We start from the raw sequence: 14987 nt of genomic DNA on the forward strand, positions 1-14987 counted from the left end.
CCTTCGGCCGGGAGGTACCCCTGGGACAGGCTCCGGCGCCGGCCGCGGTGTCGGCCCGGCCGGGCCGGGTCGTGACGGGCCGGGAAGAACCGTGCCCGCGACGTAGCCTTCGCGTCCACGACCCGAACGGTCGATCAACAAACCTCCGCAGGCGTTCGACCCGGCCCGGGCCCGGCTCCGCCGCGCGGGCAGCCGGCTCCGCCGACCGACGGTGCGGCAGAAGGCCGCGCGGTGGAAGTCGGCCCGGTTCAGGCATGTCCGGGTCGCCGGGCCGGGTAGGAAGGACCGTATGCCGACGCCGACGCCAGCGCCCGACCGCCGCCCGCATCGCTTCGCGGTCTGGGCCCCGGATGCCGTCACCGTCGAGGTCGAGGTGGACGGCGGCGTCCACCCGATGCGGCGCGACCCGAGCCGGGACGGCTGGTGGGAGACCGGTGTGCCCGCCGACCCGGCGGCGAGCCGCTACGGCTTCCGGCTCGACGGAGGCCCGACCCGGCCCGATCCGCGCTCCCCCCGCCAGCCGGACGGTCCCGACGGGCTCTCCCGGCTCGTGGACCACGCCGCCTTCCCCTGGCGCACGCCGGAACGCCCCGGCCACGGCTTCGACGGCGCGGTCCTCTACGAGCTGCACGTCGGGACCTTCAGCCCGGAGGGCACCTTCGACGCCGCACTGGCCCGGCTGCCGCACCTGGCCGAACTCGGGGTCACCCACGTCGAACTGATGCCGGTCTGCTCGTTCCCCGGCCGTCAGGGCTGGGGCTACGACGGCGTGTCGCCCTGGTCCGTGCACGAGCCCTACGGCGGGCCCGACGGGCTCAAGCGCTTCGTCGACGCGGCCCACGGCCACGGGCTCGGGGTGGTGCTCGACGTCGTGCACAACCACCTGGGCCCGTCCGGCAACCATCTGCCCGCCTTCGGCCCCTACTTCACCGACCGGCACCACACCCCCTGGGGCGCGGCGGTGAACCTGGACGCGCCCGGCTCGGACGAGGTGCGCGCGTACCTGATCGACAGCGCGCTGGCCTGGCTGCGCGACTACCGCATCGACGGGCTGCGCCTCGACGCGGTGCACGCCCTGGTGGACACCCGCGCGCTGCCGTTCCTGGAACAGCTCGCCGCCGCGGTCGACGCGCTGGCCCGGCGCAGCGGTCGTCCGCTCTTCCTGGTCGGTGAGTCGGACCTGAACGACCCGCGCCTGATCACGCCACGCGAGGCGGGCGGCACCGGACTGGCCGGCCAGTGGAGCGACGACTTCCACCACGCCCTGCACGCCACCCTGACCGGCGAGAGGCAGGGCTACTACGCCGACTTCGCGGCCCGCCCGCTCGCCGCCCTCGCCAAGACCCTGACCGGCGGCTTCTTCCACGACGGCAGCTGGTCCAGCTTCCGCGGGCGCTCCCACGGCCGCCCGCTGGACGCCCTCCGCACACCGATGCACCGCCTGCTCGGCTATGCCCAGACGCACGACCAGATCGGCAACCGGGCGCTGGGCGACCGGCTCGCCGCCACCCTCACGCCCGAACTGCTCGCCGCGGGCGCGGCCCTGGTGCTGCTCTCGCCCTTCACGCCGATGCTCTTCATGGGCGAGGAGTGGGGCGCGTCCACGCCGTGGCAGTACTTCACGGACCACCAGGACCCGGCGCTGGCGCAGGCGGTCCGCGAGGGCCGTCGCCGCGAGTTCGCCGAGCACGGCTGGCGACCGGACCAGATCCCCGATCCGCAGGCCGAGTCCACCTTCGCCGCCTCGCGTCTGGACTGGACGGAGCCCCAACGCGGCCACCACGCTGCCCTGTTGGAGTGGTACCGGCTGCTGCTCCGGTTGCGCGGGCTGGCCACCGGAGCGGCCGAGGTCCGATTCGACGAAGCCGCACGCTGGCTGACGGTGCGTCGGGGCGCGCTGACGCTGGGCGTCAATCTCGCCGACGGCCCGCGCGAACTGCCGCTGCCCGAGGGCCGTCGCGTCGCGGCCTTCCCGGCCGGGCAGGCGACCGGACCGGTGCTCGCCCCACAGGCGACCGTGATCGTCCACGGAGCGGGCGAAGCCGACCCTCGGGATCGGTGAGGATCAGCCCCGGCGGGGCGCGTAGTCCCGCAGCTTCCGCCACACCTCGCGGACCTGCGCCTCGAGCCCGTCCAGCGGGCCGTCGTTGTCGATCACCAGGTCGGCGACGGCGAGGCGGTCGGCGCGGCTCGCCTGCGCGGCCATCCGGGCGCGCGCGTCCTCCTCGGTCATGCCCCGCAGGTCCACCAGCCGCCGCAGCCGGGTCTCGTCGGCGGCGTCCACCACGACCACCAGGTCGTAGAGCGGCGCGAGCTTGTTCTCCGCGAGCAGCGGCACGTCGTTGACGACGACGGCGTCGGGCCCGGCGGCGGCCTCCAGCGCGGCGGAGCGGTCGCGGACCAGGGGGTGCACGATCGCGTTGAGCGCCGCGAGCCTGTCGGGGTCGGCGAAGACGACGGCGCCGAGGCGCGGCCGGTCCAGCGAGCCGTCGGCGGCCAGCACGTCCTCGCCGAACTCGGCCACGACGGCGGCGAGCCCCGGCGTCCCCGGGGCGACGACCTCGCGCGCGATCAGGTCCGCGTCCACGATCACCGCGCCGAGCACGGCGAGCCGCCGCGACACCTCGCTCTTGCCTGCGCCGATACCGCCCGTGAGTCCAACCTTCACCATGCCCAGCAACCTATCGGCACCCCCTCACCCGGCACCACTCCGCCCCGGGCGGCAGGGCTCAGGCCGCTCGGCGGTCCGCGGCGGGGACGGGCAGGGACTCGGACTCGGGGGCCTGGGACCGCTGGAGCGGCAGCGCGCCGACGGCCTCCGGGAGCGGCGGGAGGTTGGCGTGCTCCTTCAGGCCGAAGCGGGCGTAGAGGCGGCGCAGCGGAGCGGGAGCCCACCAGTTGCCCTTGCCGAACAGCGACATCGTGGCCGGCACCAGCAGCATCCGTACCAGCGTGGCGTCCACCAGCACCGCCACCGCCAGGGCGAGGCCGATCTCCTTGATGTCGAGCATCCGTCCGGTCGAGAAGCCCAGGAAGACGATCACCATCAGCGCCGCCGCCGAGGTGATGATCCGGCCGCTGCGCTGCACGCCGAGTTCCACCGAGCGCGAGCAGGCGTAGCCCTCGTCGTGGAGTTCCTTGATCCGGGAGAGCAGGAAGACCTCGTAGTCCATGGAGAGCCCGAAGGAGAAGACGAAGACCAGGACCGGGATCCACGCCTCCAGGCCGCCCGTCGGCGTGAAGCCGAGCAGGCCGCTGAACCAGCCGTCCTGGAAGACCAGCGTCATCACGCCGAGCGCCGCACCCAGCGAGAGCAGGTTCATCACCAGCGCCTTGACCGGCACGACGACCGAGCCGGTCATCAGGAACAGCAGGATGAAGGTCGCCACGACGATCAGCCCGAGCGCCCAGGGGCCGCGGGTGTCGATCTCGTGCCGGAAGTCGACGACGCTCGCCGCGTTGCCGGTGACCCAGGTCTCCAGGCCGGCCCGGTCGGCCCGCAGCTCGCCCACGACGTGCTGGGCGGTCGCGCCCTGCGCCGTGCCGTCCACCCGCACGCCGACGGCCGACCAGGCCGAGTCGCCGCTGCCGCCGGTCTCGGTGACCTGGGCCGATCGCACGTCCGCCAGGGTGGCGATCTTCTCGGCGTAGGCGGTCGCGACGGCCTTGTCGCTCTTCACGTAGACCGTGACGTCCGGCTCGGCCAGCTGGGGGTAGTCCGCCGCGATCACGTCGGCGACCTCGCGGCTGCTGAAGCTGCTCGGCAGCACCTGCGTACCCAGGCTCTGGGCGTGCGCCCCGAAGAACGGCCCCGCGCAGGCGACCAGCAGCGCTGCCGCGCCCAGCGCCACCGGGAGGGCCTTGCGCTGCACCTGGCGGACGACCCACGCGAAGCGGCCGTCGTCCCGCACCCCGCGCTTGGGCGGCTTGATCCGCTTCCCGGCGAAGCCCAGCATCGCCGGGACCAGGGTGAGGCCGGAGAGCACGGTGATGACGACGACGCTGACCCCGGCCGCCGCCACGGCCCTGAAGATCGGGCTGGTCAGTACGAACAGGCCGGAGAGCGCCACCGCGACGGTCAGCGCCGAGAACGCGATGGTCCGCCCGGCTGTGGCGCTGGTGCGCTCCACGGCGGCCTCGATGGTGGCGCCCTTGCTGCGTTCCTCGCGGAAGCGGTTGACCATGAGGAGCGCGTAGTCGATGGAGAGCCCGAGGCCGAGGACGGTCGTGATGGGCAGCACGCTGGTGTCCATCGGCATGATCCGGGTGAAGCCGAACAGCGCCAGCAGCGCGCCGGCCACCGAGCCGATCGCCCCGAGCAGCGGCAGGCCGGCCGCCACGAAGCCGCCGAAGATCAGCACCATCACCGCGAGGGTGACCGGCAGCGCGATCATCTCGCCGCCCTCGGTGTCCGACTTGGTCTGCTCCTGCACCTGCTGCTGGAGCACCTGGTTGCCGCCGAGCCTCACGGTGGCGCCGCTGTCCGCGGCGATCCGGTCCAGGCGGGCGGTGGCCCGGTCGAGCGCCTTGGCGTCGCCGAGCTGGACGCTGAGCACCTGCGAGGAGCCGTCGGCGGCCTTGACGTCGCTCACCGAGGCGACGCCGGGCAGGGCCCTCAGGTCCTTCTCGGCGGAGGCGACGGCGCTGCGCACCTTCGCGTCGTCGGGGGACCTGCCGGAGACCAGGGCCTGCAGCGCGTCCTTGCTCGTCCCGGCCTGGGACAGCAGCGCACTGCCGACGGCGGACTCGGAGCCGGCCGCCTTGGCGGACGGGGCGGCGACGTTGAAGACCTTGGTGCCGAAGAGGAGGCCCAGGACCACGAGCACGGTCCAGGCGAGCGCGACCCAGCGCCGATGGCGGAAGCTGAACCTTCCGAGCGCTGCGAAGGGGCCGCTGCAACGCGTGGACTTCTGGTGCATGTGGAGGCCTTGCTTCCGTTCAGGGCAACTGTGTCCACGGTGACCGAGTTGTCCCTTGATCGGTAGAGCCATCCGGTATGGGCTACGCCATATTCGTCAAATCCGGTTAAACCCGGACATGCAGGAACCCCCGCCCGGTTTCCCGGACGGGGGTTCCTGAGGTGCTGCTACTCAGCGATCAGAGCCTCAGCTCTGGCCGCCCGCGAGCTTCTCGCGCAGGGCGGCGAGGGCCTCGTCGGTCGCCAGGGCGCCCGAGGTCTCGTCGCTGCTGGAGGAGTACGAGCCACCGGAGACCGAACCGCCGCCGACCTCGACAGCCGCGCCCTCGCCGGCGGCCGCAGCCTCGGCGTCGGCCTCGCGGCTCTTGATGACCTGCGCCTGGTGCTGCTCGAAGCGCTGCTGCGCCTCGGCGTACTGGCGCTCCCACTCCTCGCGCTGCTTCTCGTAACCGGGCAGCCAGTCGTTGGCCTCCGGGTCGAAGCCCTCGGGGTAGATGTAGTTGCCCTGGTCGTCGTAGGACGCGGCCATGCCGTAGAGGGTCGGGTCGAACTCGACCGAGGCCGGGTCGGCGCCGAACGACTCGTTGGCCTGCTTCAGCGAGAGGCTGATGCGACGACGCTCGAGGTCGATGTCGATGACCTTGACGAAGATCTCGTCGCCGACCTGGACGACCTGCTCCGGGATCTCGACGTGGCGCTCGGCCAGCTCGGAGATGTGGACCAGGCCCTCGATGCCCTCGTCCACGCGGACGAACGCACCGAACGGAACCAGCTTGGTGACCTTACCCGGGACGACCTGACCGATCTGGTGGGTCCGGGCGAACTGCTGCCACGGGTCCTCCTGGGTCGCCTTCAGCGACAGGGAGACGCGCTCGCGGTCCATGTCCACGTCGAGAACCTCGACGGTGACCTCCTGGCCGACCTCGACAACCTCGGACGGGTGGTCGATGTGCTTCCAGGACAGCTCGGAGACGTGCACCAGGCCGTCGACGCCACCCAGGTCCACGAAGGCACCGAAGTTGACGATCGAGGAGACGACGCCGGAGCGCACCTGGCCCTTCTGCAGGGTGGTGAGGAAGGTCTGACGGACCTCGCTCTGGGTCTGCTCCAGCCAGGCACGGCGGGACAGGACCACGTTGTTGCGGTTCTTGTCCAGCTCGATGATCTTGGCCTCGAGCTCCTTGCCGACGTACGGCTGGAGGTCGCGGACACGACGCATCTCGACGAGCGAGGCGGGGAGGAAGCCACGGAGGCCGATGTCGAGGATGAGACCACCCTTGACGACCTCGATGACGGTACCGGTGACGATGCCGTCCTCGTCCTTGATCTTCTCGATCGTGCCCCAGGCGCGCTCGTACTGGGCGCGCTTCTTGGACAGGATCAGACGACCCTCCTTGTCCTCCTTCTGGAGAACAAGGGCCTCGATGCTGTCACCGACGGCGACGACCTCGTGCGGGTCGACGTCGTGCTTGATGGACAGCTCGCGGGACGGGATGACGCCCTCGGTCTTGTAACCGATGTCGAGGAGCACCTCGTCACGGTCAACCTTCACGATGGTGCCTTCGACGATGTCACCATCGTTGAAGTACTTGATGGTCTCGTCGATCGCGGCGAGGAAGGCCTCGGCGTCGCCGATGTCGTTGACCGCAACCTGGGGAGTGGTGGGGGCCTCGGTGCTGCTCGTCATTAGGAAAGGGGCTCCGGTACGGACATGAAGTCGTAGGTACTACCACGCCGGGGACCCGTGATCGCTCCACCAAGGACACCCAGGAGCCCCGAACACGGGACTGGTGGGGTCTTCAACAGATGCGAGCGCGACCTGCTCCGTCCGAGGCGCGCAGGCCCGCAGCGCAACTTGTAGCATACGGGGACAGCCGTGCACGGTCAATGCGGACGCCGCACTGCCGGAAAGGGCCCGGACGGAGTGATGTCTATCGCTCGTACGGGACAATCCGCAAGACCCTGCGGCCACCTCGTTTGCTACGGCGCCAAGGCTACGCTATCGACGACATGATCGATGACACTCCCCCCGAGCCCCTGCCGCAGGCGACCGGCGACGACGACGCGGACGCCGTCCGCAGGGATTCCGGCGCCGCCGAGAGCAGCCGCGCCAACCGCGGCTGGTGGGACCGGAACGCCGACGAGTACCAGGACGAGCACGGCTCCTTCCTCGGTGACGCCCGCTTCACCTGGTGCCCCGAGGGCCTGGACGAGGCCGACGCCCGGCTGCTCGGCGACCCGGCCTCGCTGCGCGGTCGCCGGGTGCTGGAGATCGGCGCCGGCGCGGCCCAGTGCTCGCGCTGGCTCGCCGCGCAGGGCGCCCTGCCGGTGGCACTGGACCTCTCGCACCGTCAGTTGCAGCATTCGCTGCGGATCGACCAGCAGCTCGACCGCGAACCGGTCCCCCTGGTCCAGGCGGACGCGACGGAGCTGCCCTTCGCCGACGGCAGCTTCGACCTGGCCTGCTCCGCCTACGGCGCCGTCCCCTTCGCCGCCGACACCGCGCGGCTGATGACCGAGGTGCACCGGGTGGTGCGTCCGGGCGGACACTGGGTCTTCTCGGTGACCCACCCGATCCGCTGGGCCTTCCCCGACGAGCCCGGCCCCGAGGGACTGACGGCGCTCGCCTCCTACTTCGACCGCACGCCCTACGTCGAGGAGGACGACGCCGGCGCGGCGGTCTACGTCGAGCACCACCGCACGATGGGCGACCGGGTGCGCGAGCTGACCCTGGCCGGCTTCCGGCTGGTCGACCTGGTCGAGCCCGAGTGGCCCGAGGGACTGACCTCAGAGTGGGGCGGCTGGAGTCCCCTGCGCGGCCGTCACATCCCCGGCACGGCGATCTTCGTCTGCGTCAGGGACGGGAGTTGAGCCGAGCGGCCGGGCCCGCCGCCGGGCCCGGCCCTCGGCCACGAAGGCGAGGCCGAGCAGGACGACACCCAGGGTCGGCAGACCCCAGGGGAGATAGGTGCTGAGCATCAGCACCAGCGTGCGCTGGCTCTTGACCAGGGCGAGCGCGCTCGCCCTGAAGTCGGGACGGATCTTCACGTCGCCGGAGAAGATCGTGACCGGGGCCATCCCCGAGGAGGCGGGGAAGCGCAGCTGCTCGTTGTGCAGCTCCTCGCCGTCGACCGGGGCGCCGGTCACCGGGTCGACCCAGAACTTGCGCACGGTGGTGTACCAGCGCTGGTAGCCCAGGGCGTCGATCTGGGCGGGGGTGATCGCCACGTTCTCCGGCATGGCCTTGGGAAAGGGGACGCGGGTCCACGGGATGGTCTGCTCGAAGTAGTAGACGGTCAGCCCGTCGAGCTTCTGCCTCCCCTTGTAGTGGATCGGTGCGGAGGCCCGCGTCTGCGGGTCGAAGTACTGGTAGTCGTGCGGCTGGGTGTCGAAGGGGAACTTGTACTCGACGCCGATCCGGCTGAGCGCGTCGCCGTCCACGCTCTCCCCGCAGCAGTGCACCGGCTCCTGGGTACGGGCGTCGAAGACGTAGACCTCGGGGATCGCGGAGAGCCGCTTGCCGTCGTTGCCGAGGACGTAGGAGAGGCCGTCCCAGACGACGACGCTGCGGCCGGTGCGACGCTTCTCCGCCTGCGCGGCCGCGGCATCGCCCTTCAGAGTCTGGACGATCGTCACGTGCTGGTGCGGGACGCCGACCATCCGGCTGTAGTCGATCAGCGTCGCGTCCTTGGCCTCCAGCACCACGGCCTGGTACTGGTTGTCCGGCACGGCGACCACGCGCGGGTAGACCCAGACGCGCAGCATCACGCCGAGGACCGCGACGAAGGCCGCGAGCGCGACGAGGACCAGGCTGAGACGGTGGCGCATCGTTGTTCCGCTCCTCACGCGCTGCTCGCGCACTACGGATGAGCCGGGGCGCTGGTCAGCAGCGGCTTGGCCGAGGTCGGGCCGTTCTGGCTCGCCAGCGGCACGGCGACCAGGGCGAGCAGGACGGCCAGCACGGCTCCCGCGACCGCCGCCATCAGCACACGCACGTCGGACAGCTCCCCTCGGCACCGGAGCTCGACAGCCTTGGGAGTCCGGGCAGAAGCGCACCGTAGCGCCGCGGACCACAAATGAGAACAGGTTCTACCGGGCTCTGCCGCCCGCCTGCCCGCCAGGCCGCCGCATCGGCCACCGGTCGCACCGGCGGGAGAAGGAGGCGGACGAACGGTCCGTCAGTTCCTCGATCCGGGACGACTGGCAGGGGACCCTGTCATGGTCGGAAGGACAGTCGCAGCTCCTCGGGGGCGCGAGGAACTGCGCGCGAGACCACCCGACGGGACGGTGCCCCGAACGCGCAGGGCCGTCCGCCCGGAGTGGTCGCTCGCGCAGCTCCCCGCGCCCCCGAGGGTGTCGCCGGGCCGGCCCGGCGGAGCCGGATCAGTGGCCCGCGTCCTCCCAGTTCGCGCCCGCGCCGACGGAGACGTCCAGCGGGGCGCGCAGCGGGTACGCGCCGGCCATCTCGCGGCGGACCAGCTCCTCGACCTGCGCCCGCTCGCCGGGGGCGATCTCCAGCACGATCTCGTCGTGCACCTGGAGCAGCATCCGCGAGACCAGGCCGGCCTCGCGCAGCGCCGCGTCGACCTTGAGCATGGCGATCTTGACGATGTCCGCCGCCGAACCCTGGATCGGCGCGTTGAGCGCCATCCGCTCCGCCATCTCGCGGCGCTGGCGGTTGTCGCTGTTCAGATCCGGCAGGTACCGGCGGCGGCCCAGCAGCGTCTCGGTGTAGCCGGTGCCGCGGGCCTCCTCGACGACGCGCTGCAGGTAGTCCCTGACGCCGCCGAAGCGCTCGAAGTAGGTGTCCATCAGGCGGCGCGCCTCGGCGGCCTCGATGCCGAGCTGCTGCGAGAGACCGAAGGCGGAGAGGCCGTAGGCCAACCCGTAGGACATGGCCTTCACCTTGCGCCGCATCTCCGCGTCGACCGCGCCGGGCTCGACGCCGAAGACGTACGAGCCGACCGTGGTGTGCAGATCCTCGCCGGAGGCGAACGCGGCCAGCAGACCCTCGTCCTCGGAGAGGTGGGCCATCACCCGGAGCTCGATCTGGCTGTAGTCGGCGGTCAGCAGCGTCTCGAAGCCCTCGCCCACGACGAAGGCCCGGCGGATCATCCGGCCCTCCTCGGTGCGGACCGGGATGTTCTGCAGGTTCGGGTCGGTGGAGGAGAGACGTCCCGTCGCGGCCACCATCTGGTTGAAGGTGGTGTGGATCCGGCCTCCGGCCGCGACCGTCTTGATCAGGCCCTCGACGGTGCTGCGCAGCCTGGTCTGGTCGCGGTGGCGCAGCAGGATGACCGGGAGCTCGTGCTCGGTCTGCCCGGAGAGCCAGGTCAGCGCGTCGGCATCGGTCGTGTATCCGGTCTTGATCTTCTTGGTCTTCGGCAGGCCGAGCTCGTTGAAGAGGATCTCCTGGAGCTGCTTGGGCGAGCCGAGGTTGAACTCGTGGCCGACCGCGTGGTGGGCCTCCTTGACCGCCCGCTGGACCGCGGCGCCGAACTGGATCTCCAGCTGGGTCAGCCACTCGCGGTCGGCGGCGATGCCGGTGCGCTCCATCCGGGCCAGCAGCTCGGCGATCGGCAGCTCGAGATCCCGCATCAGGCCGAGCGCGTTCTCCTGGGCGAGCCTGGCCTCCAGCACCTCACCGAGGTCGAGCACGGTGCGCGCCTGGACCATCAGCAGCTCGGCGGCGGCTGCGGCCTCGTCCTCCTCGGAGGCCTCGTCGCCGAAGGCGAGCTGGCCCGCGTCGGCGGCCGCGGCGGAGCCGAGCGTGCGGCCGAGGTACTCCTCCGCCAGCACGTCGAGGCCGAAGGTGCGGCGTCCCGGCTTCTCCAGGTAGGCCGCGAGGGCGCTGTCGCCCTCGACGCCGGCGACCTGCCAGCCGTGCTCGGCGAAGGCGCGCTGGACCTGCTTGGCGATGTGCAGCGCCTTGGGGCGCGAGGCGTCGGCGAGCCAGGCGGCCAGCGCCCGCTCGTCGGCCTCGGCGAGCGCGGTCGGGTCGAACCAGGCGGCGGGACCCTCGGCGACGGCCAGCGCCACCGCCTTGACGTGGCCCTCGCCCAGCGACCAGCTGTAGTCCGCGGCGAGGCCGACGCGGGCCTCGGCGGCGTGTTCGGCGATCCAGGCCGCCAGGGCGCCCTCGGCGGTCAGCAGTGTGCCGTGGATGTCGACCCCGGGGCCGGACGCGGCGGCGGCCGTCTCGGCGCCGGCGGAGCCCGCGCCCGGGTCGACCGCGAACAGGCGGTCACGCAGCTGCTGGTTGCGGAACTCCAGGGCGTCCAGCAGCAGCGTGGTGGCCGGGACGTCGTAGGGCCTGCGGTCCAGATCGGCCAGGCCGAGCGGCAGCTCGACGTCGCGGATCAGCTCGGTGAGCTCGCGGTTGCGCTTGACGTCCTCCAGGCCGGCCCGGAGCTTCTCGCCGATCTTGCCCTTGACCTCCTCGGCGTGGGCGACCAGCTCGGCGAAGGAGCCGTACTGGTTGATCCACTTGGCGGCCGTCTTCTCGCCGACGCCGGGGATGCCGGGCAGGTTGTCCGACGGGTCCCCGCGCAGCGCGGCCAGATCCGGGTACTGGGCCGGGGTGACGCCGTACTTCTCGAACACCTTCTCGGGGGTGTACCGGGTGAACTCGGAGACGCCCTTGGTCGGGTAGAGCACCGTGACGTGCTCGCCGACCAGCTGCAGCGCGTCGCGGTCCCCGGTGAGGATCAGCACCTCCCAGCCGTCGGCCGCCGCCTCGGTGGCGAGGGTGGCGATGATGTCGTCGGCCTCGTACTCGGTGGAGCGCAGGTGTGGCACCTTGAGGGCGTCGAGCAGCTCGCCGACCAGCTCGACCTGGCCGCGGAAGCCCTCCGGCGAGGCGGAGCGGGTGGCCTTGTAGTCCGGGTAGATGGCGGCGCGGAAGGTCTTGCGCGAGACGTCGAAGGCGACGGCGAAGTGCGTCGGGGCCTCGTCCCGCAGGATGTTGGCGAGCATCGAGGTGAAGCCGTAGACCGCGTTGGTCGGCTGGCCGGTGGCGGTGCTGAAGTTCTCCTCGGGGAGGGCGTAGAAGGCGCGATAGGCCATCGAATGGCCGTCCATGAGCAGCAGCCGCCCCCGGGCGCCGCCGGACGCGCCCGCCGAACCGACCGCCGTCGCTGCCTTACTGCCTGCCATCGCCTGCCACCCACCGCTCTGCCGACTGCTTGCTTGCTCCCGAAATCCTATGGCCCGGCACCGACAGATCGGGCCGCCCCGGACACGTGCCGCGATCCCCGCAACGAGTGGGGCGGCGGGGCGTCGTACGATCGCACCGGATCACGCACGACGACGGCGTCAGGAGCAGCATGTCCGACTTGTCCGAGCAGACCGGCCCCACCCCCGAGCACGGCCCCGAGCTGAAGGTCCCGCAGGACGTGCTGGACCACTTCGCCAAGCTGGGCGTGAACCCGGAGACCTTCTCCGGCGGCCACCTCGGCGAGCGGCTGGGCATCCGGGTCGTCGAGGCCTCTCCGGAGCGCGTGGTCGGCACCATGCCGGTCGAGGGCAACCAGCAGCCCTACGGACTGCTCCACGGCGGCGCGTCCGCCGCGCTCGCGGAGACGATCGGCTCGGTCGGCGCGATGCTGCACGCGGGGCCGGGCCGCTACGCGGTCGGCGTGGACCTGAACGCGACGCACCACCGCTCGGCGACCTCCGGCCTGGTCACCGGGGTGGCCACGGCGGTGTTCCGCGGCCGCACGGCGGCGACCTACGAGATCGCCATCACGGACGACCAGGGCCGCCGGATCACCAGCTGCCGGCTGACCTGCATGCTGCGCGACCTCTGACCCGACCGCGCGCGTTTGGCCCGGCCCCCGGCCGGGCAACAAGCGACCGTCCACGGGAGTCCCGGCGGGCGGAGGGGGCACGGGGCGATGTCGCGAAGCGACCGAAGACGGGCCGGGGACGAACGTCCGGCGGAGTACGCGCACACCGGCGCGATCAGTGAGCCCGAGCTGGTCTGGGGCGACCAGGCGAGCGCCCCGGTGACCCAGCTGAGCGTCTCGGGGGGCAGCCGGCTGGAGCGCCGCGTGGGCTCGTGGTGGAGCGGGCTGAGCCGGCCGCGCCGCGCCGCCGCCCTGCTCGCACCGCCCGTGCTGCTCGCGGTGACGCTCTATCTGCTGGCCCCTCAGCCCGGCGCGCCCCAGGCGACCCCCTGGCCGGCCCTCTACGCCTCGGTTGTCTACCAGGGCAGCGTCACCCGGGCGGTGGCGATCCCGCGCGGCACCGTCTTCGTCGTCGGCGTCACCAACCGCGACACGGCCACCATGACGATCGGTCAGATCACGCAGCCCTACCGGGGCCTGACGTTCCACCCGGAGCCCCCGCTGCCGATCCCGGTGCAACAGGGACAGACCGTCTTCATCCAACTCTTCGCGGTCGTACAGGACTGCTCGAAGATTCCCGGAAACGACGCGATGCCCTTCATCGACGTCACCTTCAGTAACATCCGCGCAATCCAGACGGAAAGCGAAATACTCGGCGACCGATATACCGCCGACCTGCACCAGGCCATGACCGCCGCCTGCCGTCGAACCTGAAGTCTCAAATCTTCCTCAGCTCATAACAACCGCATCACATACCGACGCAACCGCTCCCGAAGGCGCACAGTGGAGCCCTAAAGTCACCGCCAGTCACCGCGCCATCGGTACGACAGGTCGGGGCCTGCGCGCGGTTCGACCCTCGCAACAGAGGAAGGACTCACGTGCGCAACCGTTCCCTGCTCGTGCTGACCGCCATCGCGGCCACCACCACGCTCACCCTCACCGCTTGTGGTTCCCGCGCCAGCAGCACCGGAGGCGGCGGCAGCAGCAGCACCGTCACCATCGGTGTCGACGCTCCGCTGACCGGTTCGCTCTCCGCGCTGGGCCTCGGTATCCAGAACTCGGTCGACCTGGCGATCAAGAACGCCAACAAGACCAACGAGGTCCCCGGCATCACCTTCAAGATCGAGGCGCTGGACGACAAGAAGTCGCCGCAGCAGGGTCAGCAGAACGCGACCACCCTCGTCGCCGACTCCAGCGTGGTCGGCGTGGTCGGCCCGCTGAACTCCAGTGTCGCCGGCTCGATGCAGAAGGTGTTCAACGACGCCAACCTCGTCGAGGTCTCGCCCGCCAACACCGGCGTGCCGCTCACCCAGGGCCCGGACTGGGCCAAGGGCGTCAAGGTCCGTCCGTTCAAGTCCTACTTCCGCACCGCCACCACGGACGCCATCCAGGGTCCGTTCGCGGCCACGTACGCGTACAACGACCTGGGCAAGAAGAAGGTCTACCTGGTCGACAACCAGCTCGCCTACGGCGTGGGCCTGGTCGGCACCTTCAAGGACGAGTTCACCAAGCTCGGCGGCACCGTCGTGGGCCAGGACCACGTCGTGGACGGCGCCAGCGACTACTCCGCCACCGTGGCGAAGATCAAGGCGTCCGGCGCCGACTTCGTCTACTTCGGCGGCGAGTACCCGGACTCCGGCCCGCTCACCAAGCAGCTCAAGGACGCCGGCGTCAACATCCCGCTCGAGGGCGGCGACGGCATGTTCGACCCGAAGTACATCGACCTGGCCCAGGGCAAGGCCGAGGGCGACCTCGCCACCTCCGTCGGCGCGCCGGTCGAGAGCCTGGACTCCGCCAAGAAGTTCATCTCGGACTACAACGCGGCCGGCTACAAGGACCCGTACGCGGCCTACGGCGGCTACTCCTACGACAGCGCCTGGGCGATCATCGAGGCCGTCAAGGCCGTGGTCAACGCCAACAACGGCAAGCTGCCCAGCAACCCGCGCGCCGCGATCGAGGCCGCCATGGCCAACGTCAACTTCCAGGGCGTGACCGGCACGGTCTCCTTCGACCAGTACGGCGACGCGACCAACAAGCAGCTGACGGTCTACGGCGTCAAGGGCGGCAAGTGGGTCGCCATCAAGAGCGGCTCCTTCACCGGCTGACGCTCCCGCACCAACCCCGCCGCGCGGGGGCGCGCAACCGCAGCGCCCCCGCGCGGTTCCATACCCGCCACCCTTGCGGGCCCAAGCTTTCCCAGCGAACACTCGAACTCTCGGAGG

At 71.4% G+C, this 14987-nt stretch carries 11 protein-coding genes; 5 read left to right on the top strand and 6 right to left on the bottom strand.

From position 1 onward, the window contains the following. The first annotated feature begins 289 nt into the window (after positions 1–289). Positions 290–2062: a malto-oligosyltrehalose trehalohydrolase gene (gene treZ / locus BS83_RS17550; RefSeq protein ID WP_051943232.1), complete on the top strand. Its 1773-nt coding sequence runs from the start codon at positions 290–292 to the stop codon at positions 2060–2062. A gap of 3 nt (positions 2063–2065) precedes the next feature. Here the strand turns inward: treZ and coaE are convergent, their stop codons facing one another. The 3 genes from coaE to rpsA form a co-directional block, all read right to left on the bottom strand. Then, positions 2066–2671, bottom strand: a complete 606-nt coding sequence (coaE, locus tag BS83_RS17555) for a dephospho-CoA kinase (protein WP_037609274.1) — start codon at positions 2669–2671, stop codon at positions 2066–2068. A 58-nt stretch (positions 2672–2729) separates the two neighbouring features. Next, positions 2730–4919 carry an MMPL family transporter gene (locus BS83_RS17560; protein WP_051943234.1) on the bottom strand — a complete coding sequence of 730 codons (2190 nt, stop codon included), beginning with the start codon at positions 4917–4919 and terminating at the stop codon, positions 2730–2732. Positions 4920–5105: 186 nt separating this feature from the next. Then, a complete protein-coding gene (gene rpsA / locus BS83_RS17565; RefSeq protein ID WP_037604698.1) occupies positions 5106–6605 on the bottom strand; it encodes a 30S ribosomal protein S1 in 1500 nt (499 codons plus the stop codon). 323 nt (positions 6606–6928) lie between these two features. On the opposite strand from rpsA, the gene BS83_RS17570 reads away from it, so the two are divergent. Then, positions 6929–7789 (top strand): class I SAM-dependent methyltransferase, encoded by an 861-nt coding sequence (locus tag BS83_RS17570; RefSeq protein WP_051943236.1) that lies wholly within the window; start codon positions 6929–6931, stop codon positions 7787–7789. Here the strand turns inward: BS83_RS17570 and BS83_RS17575 are convergent. The 3 genes from BS83_RS17575 to polA form a co-directional block, all read right to left on the bottom strand. Continuing rightward, the gene (locus BS83_RS17575) at positions 7706–8746 is read right to left on the bottom strand and encodes a DUF3068 domain-containing protein (RefSeq protein WP_051943237.1); all 1041 of its coding nucleotides are present in this window, start codon (positions 8744–8746) and stop codon (positions 7706–7708) included. The two genes, BS83_RS17570 and BS83_RS17575, sit on opposite strands and share 84 nt — an antisense overlap. 32 nt (positions 8747–8778) lie before the next feature. Then, positions 8779–8913, bottom strand: coding sequence for an SPW_0924 family protein (locus BS83_RS45490; protein ID WP_157597219.1), 135 nt, complete (start codon positions 8911–8913; stop codon positions 8779–8781). Between the two features lie 388 nt (positions 8914–9301). Next, complete coding sequence (polA, locus tag BS83_RS17580; RefSeq protein ID WP_037604700.1) at positions 9302–12073, bottom strand: DNA polymerase I; 2772 nt, start codon at positions 12071–12073, stop codon at positions 9302–9304. A gap of 170 nt (positions 12074–12243) precedes the next feature. On the opposite strand from polA, the gene BS83_RS17585 reads away from it, so the two are divergent. The 3 genes from BS83_RS17585 (at position 12244) to BS83_RS17595 (ending at position 14870) form a co-directional block, all read left to right on the top strand. After that, positions 12244–12726 carry a PaaI family thioesterase gene (locus BS83_RS17585; RefSeq protein ID WP_051943239.1) on the top strand — a complete coding sequence of 161 codons (483 nt, stop codon included), beginning with the start codon at positions 12244–12246 and terminating at the stop codon, positions 12724–12726. 87 nt (positions 12727–12813) lie between these two features. Further along, positions 12814–13479: a hypothetical protein gene (locus tag BS83_RS17590; protein WP_051943242.1), complete on the top strand. Its 666-nt coding sequence runs from the start codon at positions 12814–12816 to the stop codon at positions 13477–13479. 164 nt (positions 13480–13643) lie between these two features. Further along, the gene (locus tag BS83_RS17595) at positions 13644–14870 is read left to right on the top strand and encodes a branched-chain amino acid ABC transporter substrate-binding protein (protein WP_037604701.1); all 1227 of its coding nucleotides are present in this window, start codon (positions 13644–13646) and stop codon (positions 14868–14870) included. Positions 14871–14987 lie beyond the last annotated feature (117 nt).

Origin of the sequence: Streptacidiphilus rugosus AM-16, from assembly GCF_000744655.1 — a bacterium.
GTDB lineage: Bacteria > Actinomycetota > Actinomycetes > Streptomycetales > Streptomycetaceae > Streptacidiphilus > Streptacidiphilus rugosus.

Coding starts and splice junctions, on each gene's coding strand:
- treZ (WP_051943232.1), top strand. CDS start 290: ATGCCGACGCCGACGCCAGCGCCCGACCGCCGCCCGCATCGCTTCGCG.
- coaE (WP_037609274.1), bottom strand. CDS start 2,671: ATGGTGAAGGTTGGACTCACGGGCGGTATCGGCGCAGGCAAGAGCGAG.
- BS83_RS17560 (WP_051943234.1), bottom strand. CDS start 4,919: ATGCACCAGAAGTCCACGCGTTGCAGCGGCCCCTTCGCAGCGCTCGGA.
- rpsA (WP_037604698.1), bottom strand. CDS start 6,605: ATGACGAGCAGCACCGAGGCCCCCACCACTCCCCAGGTTGCGGTCAAC.
- BS83_RS17570 (WP_051943236.1), top strand. CDS start 6,929: ATGATCGATGACACTCCCCCCGAGCCCCTGCCGCAGGCGACCGGCGAC.
- BS83_RS17575 (WP_051943237.1), bottom strand. CDS start 8,746: ATGCGCCACCGTCTCAGCCTGGTCCTCGTCGCGCTCGCGGCCTTCGTC.
- polA (WP_037604700.1), bottom strand. CDS start 12,073: ATGGCAGGCAGTAAGGCAGCGACGGCGGTCGGTTCGGCGGGCGCGTCC.
- BS83_RS17585 (WP_051943239.1), top strand. CDS start 12,244: ATGTCCGACTTGTCCGAGCAGACCGGCCCCACCCCCGAGCACGGCCCC.
- BS83_RS17590 (WP_051943242.1), top strand. CDS start 12,814: ATGTCGCGAAGCGACCGAAGACGGGCCGGGGACGAACGTCCGGCGGAG.